Here is a 22331-nt window from a genome sequence, read left to right as displayed (position 1 = left end):
TGTCCTCGTTGTACTTGATCAGGGTCACATGGTAAGCGCTGGCGGGCAACCCGGACAGGCTCAGATGCGACAGAAAACAGCGGATCAGTGTATCAGGCAGGCTCCGTGATGCCCACGCAATTGCGCCCGTTTTCCTTGGCCACGTACAGGGCCGCATCGGCTGCCAGCAGCACGGCGTCCGCACCGCCCACCTTGCCCGCTTCCTGTTCCGACGACACGACGCCCAGCGATACCGTGACAAAGCCCGCGCCGGGAATCACGGCGGCGGCCACCTTGGCGCGCAAACGTTCGGCCACCTGCATGGCCACGTCCAGGTCGGCGTCGGGCAGCAGCATGATGAATTCATCGCCGCCAGTACGGCACAGCACGTCGGCATCGCGCGAACAGGAGCGCATCAGCTGCGCCAGTCGCAGGATGACTTCGTCGCCCACGGCATGGCCCCAGCGGTCGTTGACTTGCTTGAAATGGTCGATGTCGATGGCGACGACGGAGAACGGCCGCGCCTGCGCCTGCCACGCATCGAGCGCCGCCGCCATGCCGCGCCGGTTCGACAGGCCCGTCAGCGGATCCGTCTCCACGTCGGTCTTCAGCTTGCCGATCTTGTTCTGCAACAACGCCAAACCCTTGAGCAAGGCCCTCTTGATCTGCGCCGCCTCCACATACCAGGCGCGGATGGCGCCGATATGCTCGGCCGTGCCGGGCGCATCCATGCGCCGCGCGCCCTCGGCCAGTTGCACCAGCGGCCGCGAAATCAGGCTGGCCAGCCACCAGATGAATGGCAGGCTCAGCAAGGCGATCGGCAGCGAATGCCATACCGTGTTGGCCATCAGTTGGTTCAGCGGGGCCAGGGTCATGGCAGTCGGGCGCTGCGCCACGATGCCCCAGCCCGTCGACGGCATGATGGCGTAGCCGGCCAGCATGTCCACGCCCAGGCTGTTGTGCATGCGCCGGTTGCCGCCGCCCTGCTGCGCGATGATGGTGTCGATGACGTCATTCTTGCCGGCCACGTCGCCCAGGCGCCCGGGGTCCGGGTGGTACAGCAGGCGCCGGTTCTGGTCGACCACGTACAGGTAGGAGCCGTCGCGGTAGTAATGCTGGCCCAGCATGGTGTAAAGAATGTTTTTCTGTTTCAGGTAAATGCTGCCGCCCACATAGCCGAGGTAGCGGCCATCCTTGCCAACGATGGGATGCGAAATGAAGACCACCAGGTTGCCGGCCGAGGAAACGTAGGGCTGCGTCACCAGCGGACGCCGTTCGCGCAGCGCCTGGATGGCGCCGGCCGAATCGAGCGTGCGGTTTTTCAGGGCCAGGGTTTCGGGCGACACGCCCAGCACCTTGCCCTGGGCATCGACGATGAGCACGGAATTGAAACTGTTCGTTTGCAGGCGCAGGCGCTGTGCCTCGTCCGTCAGCCATTGCTCGTCGCCCAGGCGCGATGGCAGGCTGCCGGCGCTGTAGGCCAGCTGCTGGCGCGCCGACTGCAGGAAATCCTCGGCCGTGCTCGCCAATTTGCTCGCGTACGCGTGGTTCGCTTCCAGGGTGGTATCGATCAGCAGCTGGCGCTGCACGCTGTAGCTGGCATAGAAGGTATTGGCCAGGGACACCAGGGCGCTGGCAAAGGCCACGAGCACGATCAAACGGCGCAAATTCATGCGCAGAACAGGTTTAGTCCACATGGGGTTGGCAAGATTTGGAAAGTATTGCGCTAAAGAAAGAGCGCATTATACCGAGAGGCCCGTGCCAATATTGAAATCTTGGCATCCATGGTCAAAGAAAGTGTACAAGCGGCAACGCAGAGCGCTGCCGCTTTGACTTACATCAAGCGTGGATGGCGTGCTTGCGAACCCAGTCCACGTAGCGCTGCATCCAGCCCTGGAAAAAGCCCAGGCTGGCCGGTCCGATGCCGCCATGTTCGTCGAACAGGCCGTCCTTGGCCTGGATAAACATTTCAGGCTGGCTCAGCAGCGGCACGTCCAGGTAGGACAGCACATTGCGTAAATGCTGCTGCGCCAGGGCCGTGCCCGTGGCGCCGACGGAAACGCCCAGCACGGCGCCCGGCTTGCCGCCCCACACGCTCTGGCCATACGGACGCGAACCGTGGTCGAGGGCGTTTTTCAGCACGCCGGGAATCGAGCGGTTGTATTCGGGGGTGAGGAAGAGCAAGGCTTGCGAAGCGGAAATGTCAGATTTGAGGCGCAGCACCTGCTCGGACTGCGCGCCATCGTCATCCTGGTTATACAGCGGCAAGTCGCCGATGTCGATGTGCTTGAAGGAAAACTCGGGCGGCGCCAGCTTGACGAGCGCATCGGCCAGCTTGCGGTTGAAGGAATCCTTGCGCAGGCTGCCGACGATGATAGCAACGTTATATTGACTCATATAAATCCCCGATCTTGGTTAATAGAAAGCCCTGGAGTGAAGCTCACGCCAGGGCTATCTTGCCACACAATCATCGGATTTGCGCTGTTTAGCGTGCGGCTTGGGCAAGACCCTGGTACTCGCGGTAGTAACGTCCGCCCAGATTGGTCAGTACCTCGTAGCCGATGGTATTGGCCATGGCCGCCACGGCATCGACCGGGTGTTCGGCGCAGATCAGGTCGACCAGGCTGCCCGGCGCGACGCGCTCTTCGGCGATGGCGCTCACGTCGAGCGTGATGGAATCCATCGAGATGGCGCCGATCTGCGGCACTTTCACGCCGTCGACGATGGCCAGGCCCTGGTTGCTCATGCTGCGCAGCCAGCCGTCGGCATAACCGACGGAAACAGTCGCCACCTGGCGCGGCTCGCTGGCCGTATAGCGGCGGCTGTAGCCCACGTGGTCGCCGGCGGCAATCGTGCGCGTCTGCAGCACCTTGCCTTGCAGGCGCACCACGGAGCGCAGGGGATTCGGTTCGCCACCCTGCGGACCGATGCCGTACAGGGCCGCGCCGGGGCGCACCAGGTCAAAGTGATAATCGGGCGACAAGAAGATGCCCGAGGAATTGGCCAGGCTGGCGCGGTATTGCGGCAAACGGGCGCGGATGGCGATGAAACGGGCCAACTGCTCGCCATTCATGGGGTTGCCGCGCTCGTCGGCGCACGCCAGGTGGCTCATGATGTAGCGCACCTGGATGCCGTCGAGAAAGTGCGGGTCCAGCAGCCAGGCGTCGACTTCCCGCGGCGACAGGCCCATGCGCGACATGCCCGTATCGACTTGCACATTCGCTTCCAAGGTTTTGCCCAGCGCCTTCGCATGCGCGCGCCAGCCGGCCACCTGCGGCTCGCTGTTGAGCACGGGAATCAGGCCATGGGCCGTGAATTCGCCTTCCGTGCCGACGGGCGGACCGTGCAGCACGAAGATGGCCGCGTCCGGCGCCACGTGCGGGCGCAGGCTGATGCCCTCTTCCAGGTGCGCCACAAAAAAGTGCCGGCAACCTTCTTCATACAGGGCCGCACCCACTTGCGCGGCGCCCAGGCCATACGCGTCGGACTTCACGACGGCCGAGCAGGCGGCCGGGTGCGCCTTGTCGCGCAGCAAGCGGTAGTTGGCGCGCACGGCATCCAGGTCCACCGTCAGGATGGCGCCGCTACGTTCCTTGGGAGGCATGCTGGCCGCCATCTCAGGCCGCCGCGTGCTGCAGTTTGCCCTGGCCCTGCGCGCCGCTGTAGCGGCTGACGGACAGGTCGTCGGCCAGGATGGCCGGCTTTTTCGACGACATCAGGTCGGCCAGCAATTGCGCCGAGCCGCAGGACATGGTCCAGCCCAGGGTGCCGTGACCCGTGTTGAGGAACAGGTTGCGCAGCGGCGTGCGGCCGACGATCGGCGTGCCGTCCGGCGTCATCGGGCGCAAGCCCGTCCAGAAAGTCGCTTCCGCCGTGTTGCCGCCGCCGGGGAACAGGTCGTTGACGACCATTTCCAGGGTTTCGCGGCGGCGCGGGTTCAGGTTCAGGTTGTAGCCGGCGATTTCCGCCATGCCGCCCACGCGGATGCGGTCGTCGAAACGCGTCACGGCAATTTTGTAAGTTTCATCGAGGATGGTCGATACGGGCGCTTTGGCCGCGTTGACGATAGGCACGGTGATCGAATAGCCCTTCAATGGATACACGGGAATATCGAGCAGCGGCTTCATGAAGCCCGTCGAATAGGAACCAAGCGCCACGACATAGGAATCGGCCTTGACGATTTCCGCGCCACATTGCACGCCAGCGATTTCGTCGCCCTGCGTCAGCAAGGCATCGATGGACACGCCATAGCGGAACTTCACGCCCAGCGCCTCGGCCATCTCGGACAGGCGCGTGGTAAACAGCTGGCAGTCGCCCGTTTCATCGTTGGGCAGGCGCAGGCCGCCGAACAGTTTATCCTTGACCGCTTCCAAGGCCGGCTCGGCGCGCGACAGCTCGTTACGCTGCAGCACTTCATACGGCACACCAGCGTCTTTCAATACTTCGATATCCTTGGCGGCATCGTTGTATTGTTTTTCAGTGCGGAACAATTGCATCGTGCCTTGCTGGCGGCCTTCATAGGTGATGCCCGCCTCGGCGCGCAGCACCTTGAAGCAGTCGCGGCTGTATTCGGCCAGGCGCACCATGCGTTCCTTGTTCACGGCATACGCTTCCGGTGTGCAATTACGCAACATCTGCCACATCCATTTGAGCTGGGCGGCGCTGCCGTCGAGCGAGATGGCCAGCGGCGCGTGGCGCTGCATCATCCACTTCACGGCTTTCAGGGGAATGCCGGGCGCAGCCCATGGCGAAGCGTAGCCGGGCGAGATTTGCCCCGCATTCGCGAAGCTGGTTTCCAGTGCCGGGCCCGGCTGGCGGTCGATGACGGTCACCTCATGTCCTGCCTTGGCCAGATAGTAAGCACTGGTGACGCCGATGACGCCGCTACCCAGAATCACGATACGCATAGTTTCCTCATTATATTTTTTAGGCTGACGCCAGATTAACCGCTATCATATTGGGAAAGAGCCAGTATTTGTTCACGTATAAATCGAGATATTCAGCAATAAATCATGAGAATCCTTAAAGAATCGGCACGTGGCCTCGACAAGCTGGATCGCCACATCCTGCGCATCCTGCAACAGGATGGCCGCATCTCGATGAAAGACCTCGGTGAACAGGTGGGACTGTCCATCACGCCCTGCATCGAGCGGGTCAAGCGCATGGAGCGCGACGGCGTCATCACGGGCTACCACGCCAAGGTGAACCCGGCCGCGCTGGGCGCCAAGCTGCTGGTCTTTGTGGAGATTACGCTCAATCAAAAATCCGCGTCCGCCTTCGAACAATTCCGCCGCGAAGTGCTGCAAATTCCCGAAGTGCAGGAATGCCACCTGGTGTCGGGCGACTTCGATTACCTGATCAAGGCGCGCATCCATGAAATGGCCGAGTACCGCAAATTGCTGGGCGACATGCTGTTGCAGCTGCCGGGCGCCGCGCAATCGAAAAGCTATGTGGTGATGGAAGAAATCAAGGAAACCCTGGCGCTGTCGACCGACGTATTGCAGAGCCGGTAAAAGTACCGCCAGCCGGCACCAAAGGCATCGTTTCTTGCGCCTTTGTATAATCTGGTAGCACATTCGGGGCCACGCAAGCACACTGCCCTCCTGACATCACGCCCGTCCCCTCTGAGATTGGAAGCAGTGATGCACATTGGGAGTCCGTATGAACACATTGATAAAACTGGCAGCTTCCTGCCTCGCGGGACTGGCCGTGGCCATGTGCACCGCCAGTGAATACAAAGTCAACCGCGCGCCGGACAATGGCGCCATCTATCAGAACATCAAGGTCGGCAAGACCACCCGCCTCGACCTCGACGCGGCCCTGGGCAACGCCACCGTCGTCAGCTTCGATCCCGGCTATGAAGTCTGGGTCTACAAGAACCAACTGCAAGCGCCCAAGGTGACGCGCCTGATTCCCCTGCTGGGCGAAAAAGGCACGCGCGAAGTGGCCGTCATGTTCGACCAGGCCGGTATCGTCAAGAAATTCCGCATCCACGAGCCGCGCAACTAGGCGGCCGGTGCGCCGCGGCGCATGCCGCCACGCCCGCCAGCAACAACATGGTGGCCGCCGCCTCGGCCAGCGTGGGCCAGCGCTGCTCCCATAAGTAACCGTACAGCAAGGCAAACAGGAATTCAAACACGATCATCTGCCCCATCAGGGTCAGCGGCAACACGCGGCTGGCATGGTTCCACAGACCATTGCCGACGACGGAACACAGCAGCGCGACACCCGTGACGACGCCTGTAAACTGCAGCCAGGCCGTGCCGCCATGCGTACCAGGTGTGACAAGCGCGACGGGAATGGCCAGCAGCAGCGCGGCAGCGCCCGTGACCACGCCCGTGAGCAAATTCCACTCCTGCGCCGAGACCGAGCGCAACCGCCCCAGCCAGCGGCTGTTGCCAACCGCATACACCGTCCACGACAGCAGCGCCGCCAGCGCACACAACAGCCCCAGCAGGGATGCATGGCGCGGGCTGGCCAGCGACTGCCAGCTGATGCAGGCCAGCCCGCCCGCGCTCAGCAGCAGTGAAGGGATCAGTTTGCGCAAAGGCACGGCATGCCGGTCGCGGCTGCCCACCAGAGTGACGACCAGCGGCAGCAAGCCGATCACCATCGACGTCATGGCCACGCCGCCCGTCTGCACGGCGCTGGCCAGGAGCACGTAATAGATGATATTGCCTGTCAGGCTGAGCCAGATCAGTCCGCGCCATTCGCGCCAGGTCAAGGTGCGCAGCAGGCGCCGCCACGATGGCGCGACCAGCACGGCCGCGATCAGGCCGTACGCCAGGTAGCGCCCCACGGACAGTTCCAGCGGCTGGAAGGCGGGGGTCAGCGCCGGCGCCAGGAATACCAGCCCCCACAGCGCGCCCGCGGCGATGCCGGCTAGCATGCCCAGCCGGCTCTTGTTTTCTTGATGCATGGTCAATCTCCTGAAAAGGAGATTGTGGCAAGTCTGCCGCGTCCTTTCTTGGCGCCAGCTACTGCCTTGTTGACCATTTCTCCCATTTATCGCGAGATGCGCGCCGGTAGGCGGCAGGCGTGACATCCATGCCGTCGCGCATGGCGCGCGTCAATGCGCTCTGTTCGGAAAAGCCGGCCGCCAATGCGATCTCGGCAAGGCTGGCATCGCTGGCGGCAAGCAAGTCGCAGGCGCGTCCTATGCGCTGCTGCAATAGCCAGGCATGCGGGCTGGCATCCACTTCCTCGCGGAACAGCGCGTGCAGGCGGCTGACGCTGAGATTGGCAAAGTGCGCCATCGACGCCGTTGACCACGGCAAGCCCGGCTCGGCTTGCACACGAGCAAGCAGCGCGCCCAGGCGCGAACGGGGCTGCGGCGTCCCCAGCAACAAGGTATCGAGCAATAGCGGCGTCCAGCCCGTGACGATGGCCGGCGTCAGCGCCCGCTGCCCCGCCATGACGCCAAGGTAATCCATCAGCTTGCGGGCGCCCGGCCCGATCGCCGTGTAGGATCCGTCCAGCAGGCGCTGCCAGCCGCTGCGCGCCACGGCGGCCGCATCCACGTCGACGATGATGGAGTGATTGGCCACCTGGCTATGCTGGGCATGCCAGGCGTGCGCCGGGATCACCACGCCCAGCTGCGTATCGACTTTCCCCTGCCTGCCGTCGATTTCCAGCAACAGCTGTCCGCTGATGGGCAGCACCAGCTGCACGAAATCGTGGCGGTCCGGCGCGCCGATGTGCGCATAGCTGCGAAAGCTGAGGTCGATTGCGGGATGTGGTGTGCTGGACATGGCGAGCCGCCCGGGCGAAGAAGCGTCCATTTTATCAGTTCAGTGATCCATTGCCGATGCGCCGATGCGCGCGCCTGGCGCCGCCCACTTGCCCTACACTGGCGTTTTATCATGCGGTGCATCCATGCAACTACCATCGAACGTCACTTCCATCTCGGTGCAGCCAGACTGGCAACACACAACACCATATCCACCGCTCGGATTTATCCCGTTTGCCGAAGGCGCGCTGGGCAATGGCGACACCTTCGGCCTGTACTGGCCCATCGGCCGCGAAGCGTCCGAACCGATCGTCGTCGAAACGTGGCACGACGAGTGGCGCATCCAGCCGCACTTTTCCAGCCTGGCGGCCTTCCTGCAAGCCCACGCGGCAGCGGAAGACGAGTATGTCGGCACGCCAACACTGGCCGACGACCCCGCCTCGCCGCGCGCCGCCTTCCTGGAAGCCAAGGAACAGATCGCGCAGCGCAAGCCGGAGGCGGCCATCGCCCTGCTGGAAGCGGCGCTGGCCATCGTGCCCGAATATACGGACGCGCTGGTGCTGCTGCATGGCCAGTATGTGCGCGCGGGAAGAACCGATGATGCCATCAAGGTGGCCATCCAGGCGATCATTTCGCCACCGTCCTTTGGCGGCCCGCCCCTGAAAGCCTTGCAATGGCTGCGCGCGCAGCCGATGCCGAACGGGGAAATTGACCCCATCTGGCGCGCCTGCGGGCAGTTATCGTTCAACTTTGGCGGCAGCAAGGAGAATGCAGATTACCCCGTGCTAATGACCGCCATCGCCAGCTACCTGGCGCAAGACAACCATGTTGGCGCCTCGACCCTGATGCAAACGTATGCCGAATTGATGAGCGCGGAAACCGTGTCCTTCCAGGAACGCTACGGCTTCGATGCCAGCGCTTTCATCGGGCGGCAAATCGCCGTCAGCGCGATGCTGCCCCAGGGCAGCCGCGACCCTGCCACGCTATGGCCAGGCGACCTGGCTTGATTGCTGCCGAAACAGCTTGCGATATGCCGATGGCGACGTCTGCAGGCTGGTACGGAAATGCTGGCGCAGCGACAATGCCGTGCCGAAGCCGGCCTCTTGCGCCACGATATCGATCGAGGCCGCGCTCTTTTCCAGCATGCCTTGTGCATGCGCCAGGCGCTGGTTCAGCAGCCACTGCTTGAACGAGGTGCCCATAGCCTGGCGGAAATGGCGCGTGAAATTGCGCCGGCTCATGGCGGCCCGTTCGGCCAGCGCGTCGATGCTGTGCGCCTGGCCCAGGCTGGCCGTCACGCTGGCCAGCACCTCGGCAAAACGCCCTTCGCTGCCGGACACGGGCAAGGGACGCGCGATGAATTGCGCCTGCCCGCCCTGGCGGTGCGGCGCCACCAGCAACCGGCGCGCCACCCGGTTCGCCACTTCGGCGCCCGCCAGCTGGCGCAGCAGATACAGGCAGCAATCGAGGCCGGCCGCCACGCCGGCCGACGTCAGCACGTCGCCATCGTCCACGTACAACACTTCCCGGTCCACCCTGACCTTGGGATAGCGGGCCGCCAGCCGGTCCGCCATGCCCCAGTGCGTGGCCGCGCTCTTGCCATCCAACAAGCCCGCCTGTGCCAGGGGAAACGCGCCCAAACATAGCCCCACCATGCGCGCGCCGCGCCGGCTGGCCGCCTGCAACGCCGCGACCAGCGGCGCCGCCGCATCACGGCAATCGTCGTGCCAGGCCGGCATGATAACGATATCGGCATCCTCCAGTCCTTCCAGGCCGAATTCGGGCGTGATGCCGAAGCCGGCCGCCGTGCGCAAGGGTAGCGGGTCGGCGGCGCACACGCGCACGTGAAAAGGCGGTAGATCAGCCTCGTCCGTCTGGGCGCCAAACACGAGGCAAGGCACGGAGAGATGAAACGGCGTCATGCCGTCGAAGGCGATCACGGCCACGCTCAAGGGGGAGGAAGCAACAGGAATAGTCGTCATGGCCCGATTTTATCGCATATAGGCCTTCGGGCCACTTTTTATTGACAGCATGCGGGCAGACAATGACGGTATCGGGGAAGCCCTTCCCCTTTCAACCATTCAGGAGTCACGCATGTCCAACACTACCGCCCCACGTCGCGCCCTGCTCGTCATCGATGTGCAAAATGAATATTTTACGGGCGACATGCCCATCGAATACCCGTCCGTCGACATTTCCCTGCCCAACATCGTCCAGGCCATGGCCGCCGCCCGCGCCGCCGGCGTGCCCGTGATCGTCGTCCAGCACGATGCGCCGGAAGCGTCCCCCATCTTCGCCAAGGGCAGCGACGGCTGGCAGCTGCATCCGCAAGTGGCCTCCTTTGCCGCCGACCACCGCATCAACAAGAGCATGGGCAGCGCCTTTGCGGGCACGGATCTGCGCGCCTGGCTCGATAGCCACAACATCGACACCTTGAGCGTGATCGGCTACATGACGCACAACTGCGACGCCGCCACCATCTACCACGCCGCGCACGATGGCTTGCAAGTGGAATTCCTGCAGGACGCCACCGGCACCCTGCCCTACGCCAACGCAGGCGGCACGGCCAGCGCCGAGGAAATCCACCGCGTCTTCAGCGCCGTCTTCCATTCAAACTTCGCCGCCGTCGCCAGCACGCAGGACTGGCTCAATGCCGTGCGCGAGGGCAAGCCGCTGGAAATAGATAATATTTATCTGTCGAACCAGCGCGCGCGCAAGGCGGCCGGTGCATAAGCACGGAGGCGTGCGGAAGTAAAAAGCGCCGGTGCCAGCCATCGGCGTCGCTGCACCCGCTGAACATGCCATCTACCGTGATCACGCCGCTGCGGCGGTTGATCACCACGGCGGGACGGTTCAGGCTATTGAGCTGGAACGGGCCACGGATGTCATCGCGGCCGATGAGGATATCCATCCGGAGGTCATTCCTGATCGCAGGCCAGGGTCTTTGGGTGCAATCGCTTCATCCATTTTGAATGCAGATACACCTAGTTAACCTCGCGGGCTCCTGGGCATATGGTAAAAATGCAATGATCACTTGGGAATATCAATTTATTGTCCAGATAAAAACTTTCTTGCGGTATTCTATTATTACCACAATGAACTAGGGATATGACATGGGCCGACGCTCTGGATTGGAAGGTTTCATCCGTGCCACGAGTAGAGCTATCGCAGCTGCCGAGAGAGAGCAAGCAAGACAAGCACGAGGCGCAGCCACGATACGGCGGGTTCATGAACGCCACGAACGCATGGCTGCTGCGCAATCGATGCGCGATACAAAGGCGGCAGAAAAGCAGGCAAAGATCGACTATCTGGATTTGAGGCAACAGGAGGTCGCAGACAAGAATGAAGAGATTGAGGATTGCCTCGCTGGTTTGCGCGGCGTGCTGGCCCATACCCTTGATGTCGACGATACGATCAGTTTCGACAGTCTTCGGCCAACAGAAAAATTCGCCCCGTTTGAAATATCCCCCCGTTTATTCAGCACCTCCGCTCCGGAGGAAGTTCTGCACCACCCGCCTCCTTCATGGTCAGCATTCATGCCCCATGTAGCGAAACGTCATGAACTAAAAATAAAAAATTCAACAGAAAACTATCACCGGCAGTTAATCGCTTTCAGTATCCAGGAAATCGCCAAACAATTTTTCAAAGATCAAGAACGTCGCGAATACGATGCGCGAAAAGCGGCCTTCCATGCTGGCCAAGCCGAAAGGAACAGTGCAATTGATCAGTTCAAGGCGGAATATTTCTCGCACGACTGCGATGCCGTGGTCACCTATTGCGACATGGTGCTATCCAGATCAGAATACCCACTGAACGACTTTCCCCAGGAATTTCGCGTCGCCTATGACGCTTTGAATGGCACACTGGCTGTCGAATATGAGTTGCCCTTGATTTCCATCGTGCCCACGACAAGCGAATTTCGCTACGTCAAAAGCAAGGACAGCATCGAATCAAAGATCCGCAAGCCATCGGAAATTCAGGATATTTACCGGCGACTGATCGCTGAAATCGCCCTGCGCACCATGCATGAACTGTTTGAGGCGGATCAGGCATCGGCAATCAAAGTACTCGCCTTTACGGGAATCATTGATACCCATGACCCCGCAACGGGCCATGACATCCGCGTTCCCGTCATTTCGGTACGTGCGGCGCGTGACACGTTTCTTGCCATAAATTTGCAGCGGGCGGATCCCGTTGCATGCTTGCGCACCTTGGGCGCCCATGTTTCACCCCGTCCCGAGGAACTGCTCGCGGTCAAACCTATCATCGAATTCAACATGGTCGACAAGCGCTTCATTTTGCAGGGCAATTCCTTGAACGAGTTGGAAAACCGCTCCAACTTGCTCGAATTAAGCCCATCGCAATTTGAAGACCTGGTCGCCAATTTGTTCAGCAAAATGGGACTCGAAACCAAGCTCACCCGCAGTTCGCGCGACGGAGGTGTAGACGCCGTGGCATTTGATATCCGTCCCGTGTTGGGTGGCAAAGTCGTCATTCAAGCCAAGCGATATAAGGATGCGGTTGGCGTGAGCGCCGTTCGTGATTTATACGGAACCATGTTAAATGAAGGCGCGAATAAAGGTATATTGGTCACGACCAGCCGTTATGGCCCCGATGCCTATGTCTTTTCATCTGATAAGCCGATTGAACTTATAGACGGCTCAGCTTTGCTGTATCTGTTGCGTGAGCACGCCGATTTGAATGCCAGGATTGTCCCGCTGAGATAAATTGCAACTTTACTTGGCCATTTACCGCGCCTGCAGAACTGATACATGCAGGAGTGGACGCGTATGATGCGTCCACTACAAGTTTCATCATCAACGATGCGAAAAATCATACTCCTGAGCTTGAGCGGTCTTGCTGTTTTCCTGCTGGCCACGGCGGCCCTGGTGCTCGATGGACTCAACGACAAGCCGGCCTCCGCCGACGTGATCGTCGTGCCCGGCAATACGATCCTGCCTGACGGCACGCCCAGCCCCCGCCTGCAGGCGCGGCTCGACGCGGCGCTCAAGCAGTTCCAGGAAAACAGGGCGCCGCGCATTCTCGTCAGCGGGGCGACGGGCAAGGAAGGTTTTGACGAGGCCGCTTCGATGGCCCGCTATCTGCAGTCGCGCGGCGTGCCTGCCAGCGCCATCATCGAAGATAATCAAGGCTGGACCACGGACGCCACGGCCCGCAACGCCGCGCTTCTCATGCGCCAGCACGGCTGGAAGACGGCCATGGTCGCCACGCAATATTTTCATGTACCGCGCTTCCGGCTGGCTTTGGCGCGGGCCGGCATCACCGTCAGCGGCCAGGTGCACGCGCCCTACTTCGAGCTACGCGACCTGTACTCGGTACCGCGCGAAACGGTAGGTTATGCCGTGTATTTCATGCGCCATTGATACCAGTTCACTCGCTCCAGTCGCGCGACCTCTCCACGGCCCGCTGCCATTTGTGCAGCCGGCTCAAGCGTTCATCGGCCGCCATGGCCGGCTCGAAACGGCGTCCCACCTGCCATTGGGCGGCGATTTCTTCCTGCGATTCCCAGAAACCCACGGCCAGGCCCGCCAGGTAGGCGGCGCCCAGGGCCGTCGTTTCCGTCACCACGGGGCGTACCACGGGCACATTTAATATGTCGGCCTGGAACTGCATCAGCATGTCGTTGCGGGCCGCGCCGCCGTCGACGCGCAATTCGGAAAGCGCAATGCCCGCGTCATCCTGCATGGCGGACAACACATCGACGTTCTGGTACGCCACGCCCTCCAGCGCCGCGCGTGCGATGTGGGCCTTGCCCGTGCCGCGCGTGATGCCGATCAGGGTGCCGCGCGCGTACGGATCCCAGTACGGCGCACCGAGGCCCGCGAACGCGGGCACGAAGACGAGGCCGCCCGAATCGGGCACGCTGGTGGCCAGCGCTTCCACTTCGGACGAGTCGCGGATGATGCCGATGCCGTCGCGCATCCATTGCACGGCCGCACCGGCGATGAAGGCGCTGCCTTCCAGCAAATAATCGGTCTTGTCGCTGCCCGCGCCCAGGCTCCAGCCCACCGTCGTCAACAGCCGGTTTTTCGATGGCAAGGGGCGCTTGCCCACGTTCATCAGCATGAAGCAGCCCGTGCCGTAGGTATTCTTCGCCATGCCCGGTTTTAAGCACGCCTGGCCGAACGTGGCGGCCTGCTGGTCGCCCGCGATGCCGGCAATCGGCACGGACACGCCCAGCAGGTCAACGTGCGTGTGCGCCGCCACGCCGCTCGAGGGCACGACGTCGGGCAGCAGGGAGGGGGGAATGCCCAGCAGCGCCAGCAAATCCGTGTCCCATTGCAGGGTGTGGATATTGAACAGCATGGTGCGGGCCGCGTTGCTCGTGTCCGTCAAGTGGGCGCCGCTCATCTTGTAGATCAGCCAGCTGTCGACGGTGCCGAAGGCCAGCTCGCCCCGCTCGGCGCGCGTGCGGGCGCCGGCCACGTTGTCGAGCAGCCATTTGAGTTTGGTGGCGGAAAAATAGGCGTCCAGCACGAGACCCGTCTTTTGCTGGATCATGTCCGCCTTGCCCTGCTCGACCAGTTGCTCGCAATAGGCCGCGTTTCTGCGGTCTTGCCAGACGATGGCGTTGGCGACGGGTTCGCCCGTGGCGCGGTCCCACAGCACCGTCGTTTCACGCTGGTTGGTCACGCCGATGGCGGCCACGTCGGAAGCCGCCACGCCGCTGTCGCGCAGCACCTGCTGCAGCACGCCTTCTTGCGAAGCCCAGATTTCGTTCGCGTCATGCTCGACCCAGCCAGGCTGCGGGAAAATCTGGCGGAACTCGCGCTGCGCGCTGGCGTGCGGCCGGCCCGCATGGTCGAACAGGATGGCGCGCGAACTGGTGGTGCCCTGATCTAAAGCAAGTATGTATTTGGTCATTGTCTGGTGGTGCGGAAAAGCGGGTAAAAACAGGCACGGAGCGGATTCACTCCGTGCCCTCAGGACAGCGCAGGCAGTTTACCTTACCTTGCCTTCTTTCCAGGCTTGCAGCAGCTTGTCGTAGGCAATCGTTTCACCCTTCGGTTTTTCATTCGCCAGCTTTTTCCATGGAGCGTGCTGGTCCGACAGATACTGGTTCGGATCAACTTTCGGATTGAGCTTGGGTGCGCAGGCCTTCATGCCGGCCCGCTGCAGGCGCGCCATGACCTGGTCCATTTCCTCGGCCAGGTTATCCATGGCGGCTTGCGGCGTTTTTTCCGCCGTGATGGCCGTGGCCACGTTCTTCCACCACAGCTGCGCCAGCTTCGGATAGTCGGGCACGTTGTTGCCCGTCGGCGTCCACGCCACTCTGGCCGGGCTACGGTAGAACTCGATCAAGCCGCCGTATTCGTTCGCGTGCTTCGTAAAATAATCGTGGCGGATGTCGGAATCGCGGATGAAGGTCAGGCCGACGATCGATTTCTTCAGCGACACGGTTTTCGACGTAACGAATTGCGCGTACAGCCAGGCGGCCGCCTTGCGGTCGTCCGGCGTGGACTTGAACAGGAACCAGGAACCGACGTCCTGGTAGCCGTTCTGCATGCCCTCTTTCCAGTACGGACCGTGCGGCGACGGCGCCATACGCCATTTTGGCGTGCCATCCTTGTTCACCACTGGCAAGCCTGGTTTCGTCATGCCGGCCGTAAATGCCGTGTACCAGAAGATTTGCTGGGCGATTTCGCCCTGCGCCGGCACGGGGCCCGATTCCGAGAAATTCATGCCGTTCGCCTGCGGCGGCGCGTATTTCTTCATCCAGTCGATATATTTCGTCAGCGCAAAGACGGCCGCCGGCGAATTGGTGGCGCCGCCACGCGACATCGAGGCGCCCACTGGCGTGCACTTGTCGGCCGCCACCTTGATGCCCCATTCGTCGACAGGCATGCCGTTCGGAATGCCCTTATCGGCCGCGCCAGCCATCGACAGCCAGGCATCGGTGAAGCGCCAGCCCAGCGATGGATCTTTCTTGCCGTAATCCATGTGGCCATAGACTTTCTTGCCGTCCAGTTCCTTCACGTCATTGGTAAAAAAGTCGGCGATGTCTTCATACGCGGACCAGTTTTGCGGCACGCCCAGCTCGTAGCCATATTTGGCCTTGAACTTGGCTTGCAAATCCTTGCGCGCGAACCAGTCGGCGCGGAACCAGTACAGGTTGGCGAACTGCTGGTCGGGCAGCTGATAGACCTTGCCATCCGGCGCCGTGGTAAAGCTGATGCCGATGAAATCCTTCAGGTCCAGGCCGGGATTCGTGAATTCCTTGCCCTTGGCCGCCATGTAGTCGGACAGCGGCTCGACGGCGCCGTAGCGGTAGTGGGTGCCGATCAGGTCGGAATCGGAAATCCAGCCGTCATAGATGCTCTTGCCGGACTGCATCGAGGTCTGCAGCTTTTCCACCACGTCGCCTTCCTGGATGATGTCGTGGCGCACCTTGATGCCCGTGATTTCCTCGAAGGCCTTGGCCAGCGTCTTCGATTCGTAGACGTGGGTGTCGATGGTTTCCGAAACAACAGAAATTTCCTTGATGCCCTTGGCTTTCAGCTTGGCCGCCGCATCGATGAACCATTTCATTTCAGCAAGCTGTTGCTGCTTGCTCAGGCTGGACGGCTGGAATTCCTTGTCGATCCAGGTTTGCGCCTGCTTGGCGTCGGCCAGGGCCGCATTCGACACGAGCATGGCCGCAGCCGCGAAGACCGTGAACTTCAATTTCATCGTGAATCTCCTTTTTAGTTGTCATCTGGCCTGCGATAGCGGGCCAGTGTTCTCATCTACGACTTATCCCCAACGCATTACCACCAACAACACTACAAAACTGATGCCGGCACCAATCGCCTGCTGCATTTCCGTGAACCCCGCCCACGCCAGGTTGACATACGCGGCCGTCAGCAAGCCGATGAACAGGCGGTCGCCGCGCGTGGTCGGCATGGGCAAAAAGCCCTTGCGTGCTATGCTGGGCGAACGGATTTGCCACACCGTCATGCCGGCCAGCATCAGGCCGATGCAAATGAAGAAGATGGCCACTTCCGGCGTCCACGCCATCCAGCCGAACAGGCTGGCTGTGCTATCGGTATTTTCCATGTCATACCCTCCCCATCGCAAAACCTTTGGCAATGTAATGCCGCACGAACCAGATCACCAGCGCGCCAGGCACGATGGTCAGCACCCCGGCCGCCGCCAGCACGCCCCAGTCCATGCCGGCCGCCGACACGGTGCGCGTCATGGTGGCGGCAATCGGCTTGGCATTGACGGACGTCAAGGTGCGCGCCAATAACAGTTCCACCCAGCTGAACATGAAGCAGAAAAACGCCGTCACGCCCACGCCTGACTTGATCATCGGCAAGAAGATGCGGATGAAAAAGCGGGGGAAACTGTAGCCGTCGATATACGCCGTTTCGTCGATTTCCTTGGGCACGCCGGACATGAAACCTTCCAGTATCCACACGGCCAGCGGCACGTTGAAGACCATGTGCGCCAGCGCCACGGCCAGGTGCGTATCCATCAGGCCGACGGTGGAATACAGCTGGAAGAACGGCACGAGGAAGACGGCGGGCGGCGTCATGCGGTTGGTCAGCAGCCAGAAGAACAAATGCTTGTCACCGACAAAGTTATAGCGTGAGAAAGCATAAGCTGCCGGCAAGGCCACCGTGACCGACATGACCATGTTCAAGGCCACGTAGATCATGGAATTGATGTAGCCGCTGTACCAGGACCGGTCGGTAAAAATCGTGTGGTAGTTGGCAAACGTCAGTTGCTGCGGCCACAGGCTCAAGACCCCGACGATTTCCTCGTTGGTCTTGAGCGACATGTTGAGCATCCAGTAGATGGGCAACAATGACGCCAGCAGGAAGACGACGAGGATGGCGCTGCTCATTTTCTTGTGCATCATTTCTGGTCTCCCGTGCCGACTCGCTGCATCCACGTGTACAGCACAAAGCAGAACAGCAGGATGATGAGGAAATAGATCAGGGAAAACGCGGACGCCGGCCCCAGGTCGAACTGGCCCACGGCCTTTTGCGTCAGGTATTGCGACAAAAAGGTGGTGGCATTGCCCGGTCCGCCGCCCGTCAGCACGAACGGTTCCGTGTAGATCATGAAACTGTCCATGAAGCGCAGCAACACGGCGATCATCAGCACATTGCGCAGTTTCGGCAGCTGGATGTAGCGGAACACGGCCAGGCGCGAGGCGCCGTCGATGCGCGCCGCCTGGTAATACGCGTCGGGAATGGCGCGCAAACCCGCATAGCACAGCAGCACGACGAGAGGCGTCCAGTGCCAGATATCCATCACCATCACCGTCAGCCACGCGTCGAGCGAATTGCCGTTGTAATTGTAGTCAAAGCCCAGCTGATTCAGGGTGTAGCCCATCAGGCCGATGTCGCCGCGGCCAAAGATTTGCCAGATGGTGCCCACGACGTTCCAGGGAATCAAGAGGGGCAGCGCGATCAGCACCAAGGCAAGGGACGCCTTCCAGCCATCGGCCGGCATGCACAGGGCAATCAAAATACCCAGCGGAATCTGGATCGCCAGCACGGAGCCGGAAAACAGCAGCTGGCGCAGCAAGGCGCTGTGCAAGTCACCGTCGAGCATGACCATGCGGAACCATTCCGTGCCCACGAAGACCTTTTGCGTGGGGCTCAGGATATCCTGCACGGAATAGTTCACCACCGTCATCAGGGGCAGGATGGCGGAAAAGGCCACGCACAGCAGCACGGGCAGGATCAATAGCCAGGCGCGGCGGTTGTTATCGGTTTTACCGTTATGTATCATCAGGCCACCCGCTTATCGTTGACATAAAATAAGGTGCGTTGCGGCGGAAAGCGCAGCCGCACAGCAGCTCCGGCGACGGCATCGATGGCGCGCAGCTTGGCCGCCACCGTCGCGCTACCCAGCTGGAATTCCGCCAGGTAATGCGTGCCCATGTTGCGCACGGCAGTGACCGTGGCGTCCAGGCAATGGTCGCCATGGTCGCCACCCTCGCCCGCTTTCACGCATTCGACGAACTCCGGCCGCACGCCCACCGTGATTTTCCCTTGCGCGCCAGACAGCGCCGCGCGCGCGGCAGCGGATACGGCCAGCAGTTGCCCCGCCACGCGCACGCCGCCGTCGTCCAAGATGCAATCGAGCAAGTTCATGCCTGGGTTACCGATAAAGTAGCCGACAAACGTGTGTTCCGGTTCCTCGAACAGCGCTTGCGCACTGCCTGTCTGCACCACTTCGCCCTGCGTCATGACGACCACCTGGTCGGCAAAGGTCAGCGCTTCCACCTGGTCGTGCGTGACATAGATCAGGGACAATTTCAGTTCGTGGTGGATTTCCTTCAACTTTCTGCGCAACAGCCATTTCAGATGCGGGTCGATCACCGTCAGCGGTTCGTCGAACAGCACGGCCGCCACGTCGGGGCGCACGAGACCGCGTCCCAGCGAAATCTTTTGCTTGGCGTCCACCGACAGGCCGCTGGCGCGCAATTTCAAGTCGCCCGTCAATTCCAGCATCTGCGCCACTTGCTGCACGCGCTTTTTCACCTCGGTCTCTTTCCAGCCGCGATTGCGCAGCGGAAACGCCAGGTTGTCGTGCACGGTCATGGTGTCGTAGATGACGGGAAACTGGAACACTTGCGCGATATTGCGTGCTTCCGTCGGCAGTTGCGTCACGTCCTTGCCATCGAACAGCACCTTGCCATGCGACGGCTTTACCAGGCCGGAGATAATGTTGAGCAAGGTCGTCTTGCCGCAGCCGGACGGCCCCAGCAAGGCGTAGGCGCCGCCGTCATGCCACGCCATGCTCATCGGCCGCAGCGCATAGTCGGCGGGTGCGGAAGGATTGGGTTTGTAGGCGTGGGCCAGGTCGACCAGTTCGATGCGCGCCATGTCATGCCCCTCCTTGCGCAGGAGCGAACAGCAGGCCGCCGTCTTGCGCGAAGATCAGCAAGGCATGCGGCTGGCAATACACGGTGCAGGCGCTGCCGATCTCCAGGTTATGTACGCCGCCGAGCTGCGCCACCAGGGCCAGGTCGCCCCGGCGCGCATGCACATAGGTTTCCGAGCCGCTGATTTCGGCCAGGTCCACCTGCGCCGCAATGGCCACGTCGCCCTCGGACTGCGGCGACAAATGCAGGCTGTGTGCGCGCACGCCGAGGATCACCTGCGTGCTGTCGCCCAGGCGGGCGCGCTGCTCACCGCTCAGGCGGATGGCCAGGCCGTCGGCCGCCTGCGCCACGCCGGCAGCATCGACGCGGGCGGGGATCAAATTGATGGGCGGGTCGCTGAAGGTGCGCGCCACGTCGATGGAATTGGGCGCGTTGAAGACGTCCAGAGTCGGCCCCTGCTGCAGCAAGCGTCCCTCGTGCAGCACGGCCACGTGGCCGCCCAGCTGCAGCGCTTCCAGCGGTTCCGTGGTGGCGTACACGACCGTCGTGCTGCCGCTGGAAAACAGTTCCGTCAGTTCGCGGCGCAATTCCTCGCGCAGTTTGTAGTCGAGATTGACCAAAGGCTCGTCGAGCAGCAGCAGGGACGCATCCTTGATCAGCGCGCGTCCCAGCGCCGTGCGCTGCTGCTGTCCGCCCGACAATTCTCCGGGCGTGCGCTGCAGGTAGGGCGTGATGTGCAGGCGCTCGGCCAGCGCCAGCACCTTGGTGCGTATCTGTTCCTCGGGTTCCTTGCGCAAGCGCAAGGGCGAAGCGATATTGTCGTAGACGGTGAAGGCCGGATAGTTGATGAATTGCTGGTACACCATGGCCAGGTTGCGTTTGCTGACGGGCACGCCCGTCACATCAACGCCATCGGCCGTCACGGTGCCCCCGCTGGGCTTATCCAGGCCCGCCATCACGCGCATCAGGGTCGTCTTGCCGGCACGCGTGGTGCCCAGCAGGACGTTGATGGCGCCCGGCACCAAGGCCAGCGACATCGGATATAAAAAGTCGTCAGCCCCCTGCTTCCTGCTGATCTTGTCCAGTACCAGTTGCACGCGCTTCTCCTCCAGTGATGGTTTCTTATTCTTCGCCGCACCCTCTGCGGGACGCGGTCGCCAACGTGTGCTACTTATGACAACGGATGCTGCAACAGCCAGGCATCGAGCCTGTCCGCCGTCTCGCGCGGCAGGTGCAGGCCCAGCTTGGAGCGCCGCCACAGGATGTCGGCCGCGCTGACGGCCCATTCATGGCGCCGCATATAGTCAACTTCCGCCGCGTACAGGCCGGCGGCGATTTCCTCGCCCATGGCCGCCACGTCCGCCCTGCCATCGAGCAGCACATGGATGCGCGTGCCGTAGGCGCGTGCATAGCGCGCCACCAGCGCCGCCGGCAGCCACGCATACTCGCGCTGCAAGCCTTGCACGAACTGGCCGAACTCGCGCACGGCCCTATTCTGCGGCGTGCTGCCGTACACGTCGCCGCCGGGCAGGCAGGCGCTGGCTGTCCAGGCCGGCAGCGTATTGCCCAGCAAGGGCGCCAGCATATCCATCGCTTCCTCGGCCAGCTTGCGAAACGTGGTGATCTTGCCGCCGAAAATACTCAGCAGCGGCGCACCTTCCTGGTCCAGTTCGAAACGGTAATCGCGCGTGACGGCCTTGGCGTCGGCCGCCGCGTCTTCCACCAGCGGACGCACGCCCGCATACGTCCACACCACGTCGGCCGGCACGATGGGCTTGCTGAAATAGTAACTGGAAAGCTCGCACAAGTAACGAATTTCCTCGTCATCGATTTCCACCTTGCCACGGTCGCCTTGGTAGTCGAGGTCGGTGGTGCCGATCAGGGTGAAATCGTGCTCATACGGAATGGCAAACACGATGCGCCCGTCCGGATGCTGGAAGATATACGCGTGATCATGCGCGAACAGGCGCTTGACGACGATATGGCTACCCTTAATCAGGCGCAAATGGCGTCCCTGTCCACCGGGCGCCGCCTGCTGCAGGAACTCGGCCGTCCACGGCCCGGCCGCATTGACGACGCTGCGCGCCCGCACGGTCGTCTGCTTCCCGTCGCTATCTTGCAAGGTGGCCAGCCAGGAAGCGCCCTCCCCCTCGCCTTCGCCTTCGCCTTCGCGCGCCAGCATCGTGCAGCGCGTGCGCGTCAGCACGTGTGCGCCCTTGTCCGCCGCGTCGATGGCGTTCAGGACCACCAGGCGCGCATCGTCGACCCAGCCGTCGGAATACACGAAGCCGCGCTTGAACTCGGTTTTTAACGGTTGTCCGGCCGCGTGGCGGGTCAAGTCGATGCCGCTGGAGGCCGGCAGGATTTCCCGCTTCGCCAGCATGTCGTAGAGGAACAAGCCGGCGCGTATCAGCCAGGCCGGGCGCTGGCCCTTGGCATGCGGCATGACGAAGCGCAAGGGCCACATGATGTGCGGCGCCGAGCGCAGCAGCACTTCGCGCTCGATCAGCGCCTTGCGCACGAGGCCGAATTCATAGTATTCGAGATAGCGCAGGCCGCCATGTATTAGCTTGGTCGATGCCGATGAAGTGTGCGCGGCCAGGTCGTCCTTTTCGCACAGCAGCACGGACAGGCCGCGGCCCGCCGCGTCGCGCGCGATGCCGGCGCCATTGATGCCGCCGCCCACCACCAGCACGTCGCATGCCATCGCTGTCTCCACACCCTGCTGTGCTGCGGCCATCGGGACTCCGTATCTGTCGGGGACACGCCGGCGAGGAA

General features: G+C 62.0%; 22 protein-coding genes. 7 read left to right on the top strand and 15 right to left on the bottom strand.

All coding sequences use genetic code 11. The features are described from left to right. Positions 1-92: 92 nt before the first annotated feature. From ACPJXG_RS09965 to ACPJXG_RS09950, 4 genes are all read right to left on the bottom strand, one after another. The gene (locus ACPJXG_RS09965; RefSeq protein ID WP_402718749.1) at positions 93-1676 is read right to left on the bottom strand and encodes a sensor domain-containing diguanylate cyclase; all 1584 of its coding nucleotides are present in this window, start codon (positions 1674-1676) and stop codon (positions 93-95) included. A gap of 142 nt (positions 1677-1818) precedes the next feature. Continuing rightward, positions 1819-2376 (bottom strand): NADPH-dependent FMN reductase, encoded by a 558-nt coding sequence (locus ACPJXG_RS09960; protein ID WP_425254118.1) that lies wholly within the window; start codon positions 2374-2376, stop codon positions 1819-1821. Positions 2377-2464: 88 nt separating this feature from the next. Further along, positions 2465-3583, bottom strand: coding sequence for an alanine racemase (alr, locus tag ACPJXG_RS09955; protein ID WP_425254117.1), 1119 nt, complete (start codon positions 3581-3583; stop codon positions 2465-2467). A gap of 13 nt (positions 3584-3596) precedes the next feature. Continuing rightward, positions 3597-4886, bottom strand: coding sequence for a D-amino acid dehydrogenase (locus ACPJXG_RS09950; RefSeq protein WP_035820079.1), 1290 nt, complete (start codon positions 4884-4886; stop codon positions 3597-3599). Between the two features lie 105 nt (positions 4887-4991). On the opposite strand from ACPJXG_RS09950, the gene ACPJXG_RS09945 reads away from it, so the two are divergent. Together ACPJXG_RS09945 and ACPJXG_RS09940 are read left to right on the top strand one after the other, a co-directional pair. Then, positions 4992-5492 carry an Lrp/AsnC ligand binding domain-containing protein gene (locus ACPJXG_RS09945; protein WP_034754979.1) on the top strand — a complete coding sequence of 167 codons (501 nt, stop codon included), beginning with the start codon at positions 4992-4994 and terminating at the stop codon, positions 5490-5492. Between the two features lie 148 nt (positions 5493-5640). Next, positions 5641-5988: a hypothetical protein gene (locus tag ACPJXG_RS09940; RefSeq protein WP_425254116.1), complete on the top strand. Its 348-nt coding sequence runs from the start codon at positions 5641-5643 to the stop codon at positions 5986-5988. Here ACPJXG_RS09940 and ACPJXG_RS09935 read toward each other — a convergent pair. After that, positions 5954-6898 carry a DMT family transporter gene (locus ACPJXG_RS09935; RefSeq protein ID WP_425254115.1) on the bottom strand — a complete coding sequence of 315 codons (945 nt, stop codon included), beginning with the start codon at positions 6896-6898 and terminating at the stop codon, positions 5954-5956. The two genes, ACPJXG_RS09940 and ACPJXG_RS09935, sit on opposite strands and share 35 nt — an antisense overlap. 58 nt (positions 6899-6956) lie before the next feature. Next, a complete protein-coding gene (locus tag ACPJXG_RS09930; protein WP_425254114.1) occupies positions 6957-7730 on the bottom strand; it encodes a helix-turn-helix domain-containing protein in 774 nt (257 codons plus the stop codon). A 124-nt stretch (positions 7731-7854) separates the two neighbouring features. On the opposite strand from ACPJXG_RS09930, the gene ACPJXG_RS09925 reads away from it, so the two are divergent. Next, positions 7855-8715, top strand: a complete 861-nt coding sequence (locus ACPJXG_RS09925) for a tetratricopeptide repeat protein (protein ID WP_425254113.1) — start codon at positions 7855-7857, stop codon at positions 8713-8715. Here ACPJXG_RS09925 and ACPJXG_RS09920 read toward each other — a convergent pair. After that, positions 8692-9660 carry a GlxA family transcriptional regulator gene (locus ACPJXG_RS09920; RefSeq protein ID WP_425254730.1) on the bottom strand — a complete coding sequence of 323 codons (969 nt, stop codon included), beginning with the start codon at positions 9658-9660 and terminating at the stop codon, positions 8692-8694. The two genes, ACPJXG_RS09925 and ACPJXG_RS09920, sit on opposite strands and share 24 nt — an antisense overlap. Before the next feature lie 142 nt (positions 9661-9802). Between ACPJXG_RS09920 and ACPJXG_RS09915 the strand changes: the two genes are divergently transcribed. The 4 genes from ACPJXG_RS09915 (at position 9803) to ACPJXG_RS09900 (ending at position 13092) form a co-directional block, all read left to right on the top strand. Then, positions 9803-10441, top strand: a complete 639-nt coding sequence (locus ACPJXG_RS09915) for a cysteine hydrolase family protein (RefSeq protein WP_425254112.1) — start codon at positions 9803-9805, stop codon at positions 10439-10441. A 31-nt stretch (positions 10442-10472) separates the two neighbouring features. Continuing rightward, positions 10473-10700, top strand: coding sequence for a hypothetical protein (locus tag ACPJXG_RS09910; protein WP_425254111.1), 228 nt, complete (start codon positions 10473-10475; stop codon positions 10698-10700). A gap of 121 nt (positions 10701-10821) precedes the next feature. Beyond that, complete coding sequence (locus ACPJXG_RS09905; protein ID WP_425254110.1) at positions 10822-12435, top strand: restriction endonuclease; 1614 nt, start codon at positions 10822-10824, stop codon at positions 12433-12435. 96 nt (positions 12436-12531) lie between these two features. Continuing rightward, positions 12532-13092 carry a YdcF family protein gene (locus tag ACPJXG_RS09900; RefSeq protein WP_425254109.1) on the top strand — a complete coding sequence of 187 codons (561 nt, stop codon included), beginning with the start codon at positions 12532-12534 and terminating at the stop codon, positions 13090-13092. Positions 13093-13099: 7 nt separating this feature from the next. On the opposite strand, the gene glpK is transcribed toward ACPJXG_RS09900, so the two are convergent. The 8 genes from glpK to glpD form a co-directional block, all read right to left on the bottom strand. Then, positions 13100-14593 (bottom strand): glycerol kinase GlpK, encoded by a 1494-nt coding sequence (gene glpK, locus ACPJXG_RS09895; protein ID WP_425254108.1) that lies wholly within the window; start codon positions 14591-14593, stop codon positions 13100-13102. 78 nt (positions 14594-14671) lie between these two features. Further along, positions 14672-16399, bottom strand: coding sequence for an ABC transporter substrate-binding protein (locus ACPJXG_RS09890; RefSeq protein ID WP_034779106.1), 1728 nt, complete (start codon positions 16397-16399; stop codon positions 14672-14674). 63 nt (positions 16400-16462) lie between these two features. Further along, a complete protein-coding gene (locus tag ACPJXG_RS09885) occupies positions 16463-16765 on the bottom strand; it encodes a DUF2160 domain-containing protein (protein ID WP_402718758.1) in 303 nt (100 codons plus the stop codon). A 1-nt stretch (position 16766) separates the two neighbouring features. Then, on the bottom strand, positions 16767-17573 hold the full coding sequence (locus ACPJXG_RS09880; protein ID WP_099400550.1) for a carbohydrate ABC transporter permease: 807 nt from the start codon (positions 17571-17573) through the stop codon (positions 16767-16769). Next, entirely contained in the window at positions 17570-18454 is an 885-nt protein-coding gene (locus ACPJXG_RS09875) for a carbohydrate ABC transporter permease (protein ID WP_034754965.1), read from the bottom strand. The genes ACPJXG_RS09880 and ACPJXG_RS09875 overlap by 4 nt, the downstream gene beginning before the upstream one ends. Beyond that, the gene (locus tag ACPJXG_RS09870; protein ID WP_425254107.1) at positions 18454-19554 is read right to left on the bottom strand and encodes an ABC transporter ATP-binding protein; all 1101 of its coding nucleotides are present in this window, start codon (positions 19552-19554) and stop codon (positions 18454-18456) included. Before ACPJXG_RS09870 ends, ACPJXG_RS09875 begins: the two co-directional genes overlap by 1 nt. A 1-nt stretch (position 19555) precedes the next feature. After that, on the bottom strand, positions 19556-20650 hold the full coding sequence (locus ACPJXG_RS09865) for an ABC transporter ATP-binding protein (protein WP_425254106.1): 1095 nt from the start codon (positions 20648-20650) through the stop codon (positions 19556-19558). A gap of 74 nt (positions 20651-20724) precedes the next feature. Then, positions 20725-22293, bottom strand: a complete 1569-nt coding sequence (gene glpD / locus ACPJXG_RS09860; protein WP_425254105.1) for a glycerol-3-phosphate dehydrogenase — start codon at positions 22291-22293, stop codon at positions 20725-20727. Between the last annotated feature and the right edge of the window lie 38 nt (positions 22294-22331).

This window comes from Janthinobacterium sp. NFX145, from assembly GCF_049810325.1.
GTDB lineage: Bacteria > Pseudomonadota > Gammaproteobacteria > Burkholderiales > Burkholderiaceae_D > Janthinobacterium > Janthinobacterium rivuli.
Note: the sequence above shows the minus strand (reverse complement) of the source record. Positions and strands in the feature narration are given on the sequence as shown.

Coding starts and splice junctions, on each gene's coding strand:
- ACPJXG_RS09965 (WP_402718749.1), bottom strand. CDS start 1,676: ATGTGGACTAAACCTGTTCTGCGCATGAATTTGCGCCGTTTGATCGTG.
- ACPJXG_RS09960 (WP_425254118.1), bottom strand. CDS start 2,376: ATGAGTCAATATAACGTTGCTATCATCGTCGGCAGCCTGCGCAAGGAT.
- alr (WP_425254117.1), bottom strand. CDS start 3,583: ATGCCTCCCAAGGAACGTAGCGGCGCCATCCTGACGGTGGACCTGGAT.
- ACPJXG_RS09950 (WP_035820079.1), bottom strand. CDS start 4,886: ATGCGTATCGTGATTCTGGGTAGCGGCGTCATCGGCGTCACCAGTGCT.
- ACPJXG_RS09945 (WP_034754979.1), top strand. CDS start 4,992: ATGAGAATCCTTAAAGAATCGGCACGTGGCCTCGACAAGCTGGATCGC.
- ACPJXG_RS09940 (WP_425254116.1), top strand. CDS start 5,641: ATGAACACATTGATAAAACTGGCAGCTTCCTGCCTCGCGGGACTGGCC.
- ACPJXG_RS09935 (WP_425254115.1), bottom strand. CDS start 6,898: ATGCATCAAGAAAACAAGAGCCGGCTGGGCATGCTAGCCGGCATCGCC.
- ACPJXG_RS09930 (WP_425254114.1), bottom strand. CDS start 7,730: ATGTCCAGCACACCACATCCCGCAATCGACCTCAGCTTTCGCAGCTAT.
- ACPJXG_RS09925 (WP_425254113.1), top strand. CDS start 7,855: ATGCAACTACCATCGAACGTCACTTCCATCTCGGTGCAGCCAGACTGG.
- ACPJXG_RS09915 (WP_425254112.1), top strand. CDS start 9,803: ATGTCCAACACTACCGCCCCACGTCGCGCCCTGCTCGTCATCGATGTG.
- ACPJXG_RS09905 (WP_425254110.1), top strand. CDS start 10,822: ATGGGCCGACGCTCTGGATTGGAAGGTTTCATCCGTGCCACGAGTAGA.
- ACPJXG_RS09900 (WP_425254109.1), top strand. CDS start 12,532: ATGCGAAAAATCATACTCCTGAGCTTGAGCGGTCTTGCTGTTTTCCTG.
- glpK (WP_425254108.1), bottom strand. CDS start 14,593: ATGACCAAATACATACTTGCTTTAGATCAGGGCACCACCAGTTCGCGC.
- ACPJXG_RS09890 (WP_034779106.1), bottom strand. CDS start 16,399: ATGAAATTGAAGTTCACGGTCTTCGCGGCTGCGGCCATGCTCGTGTCG.
- ACPJXG_RS09885 (WP_402718758.1), bottom strand. CDS start 16,765: ATGGAAAATACCGATAGCACAGCCAGCCTGTTCGGCTGGATGGCGTGG.
- ACPJXG_RS09880 (WP_099400550.1), bottom strand. CDS start 17,573: ATGATGCACAAGAAAATGAGCAGCGCCATCCTCGTCGTCTTCCTGCTG.
- ACPJXG_RS09875 (WP_034754965.1), bottom strand. CDS start 18,454: ATGATACATAACGGTAAAACCGATAACAACCGCCGCGCCTGGCTATTG.
- ACPJXG_RS09870 (WP_425254107.1), bottom strand. CDS start 19,554: ATGGCGCGCATCGAACTGGTCGACCTGGCCCACGCCTACAAACCCAAT.
- glpD (WP_425254105.1), bottom strand. CDS start 22,293: ATGGCCGCAGCACAGCAGGGTGTGGAGACAGCGATGGCATGCGACGTG.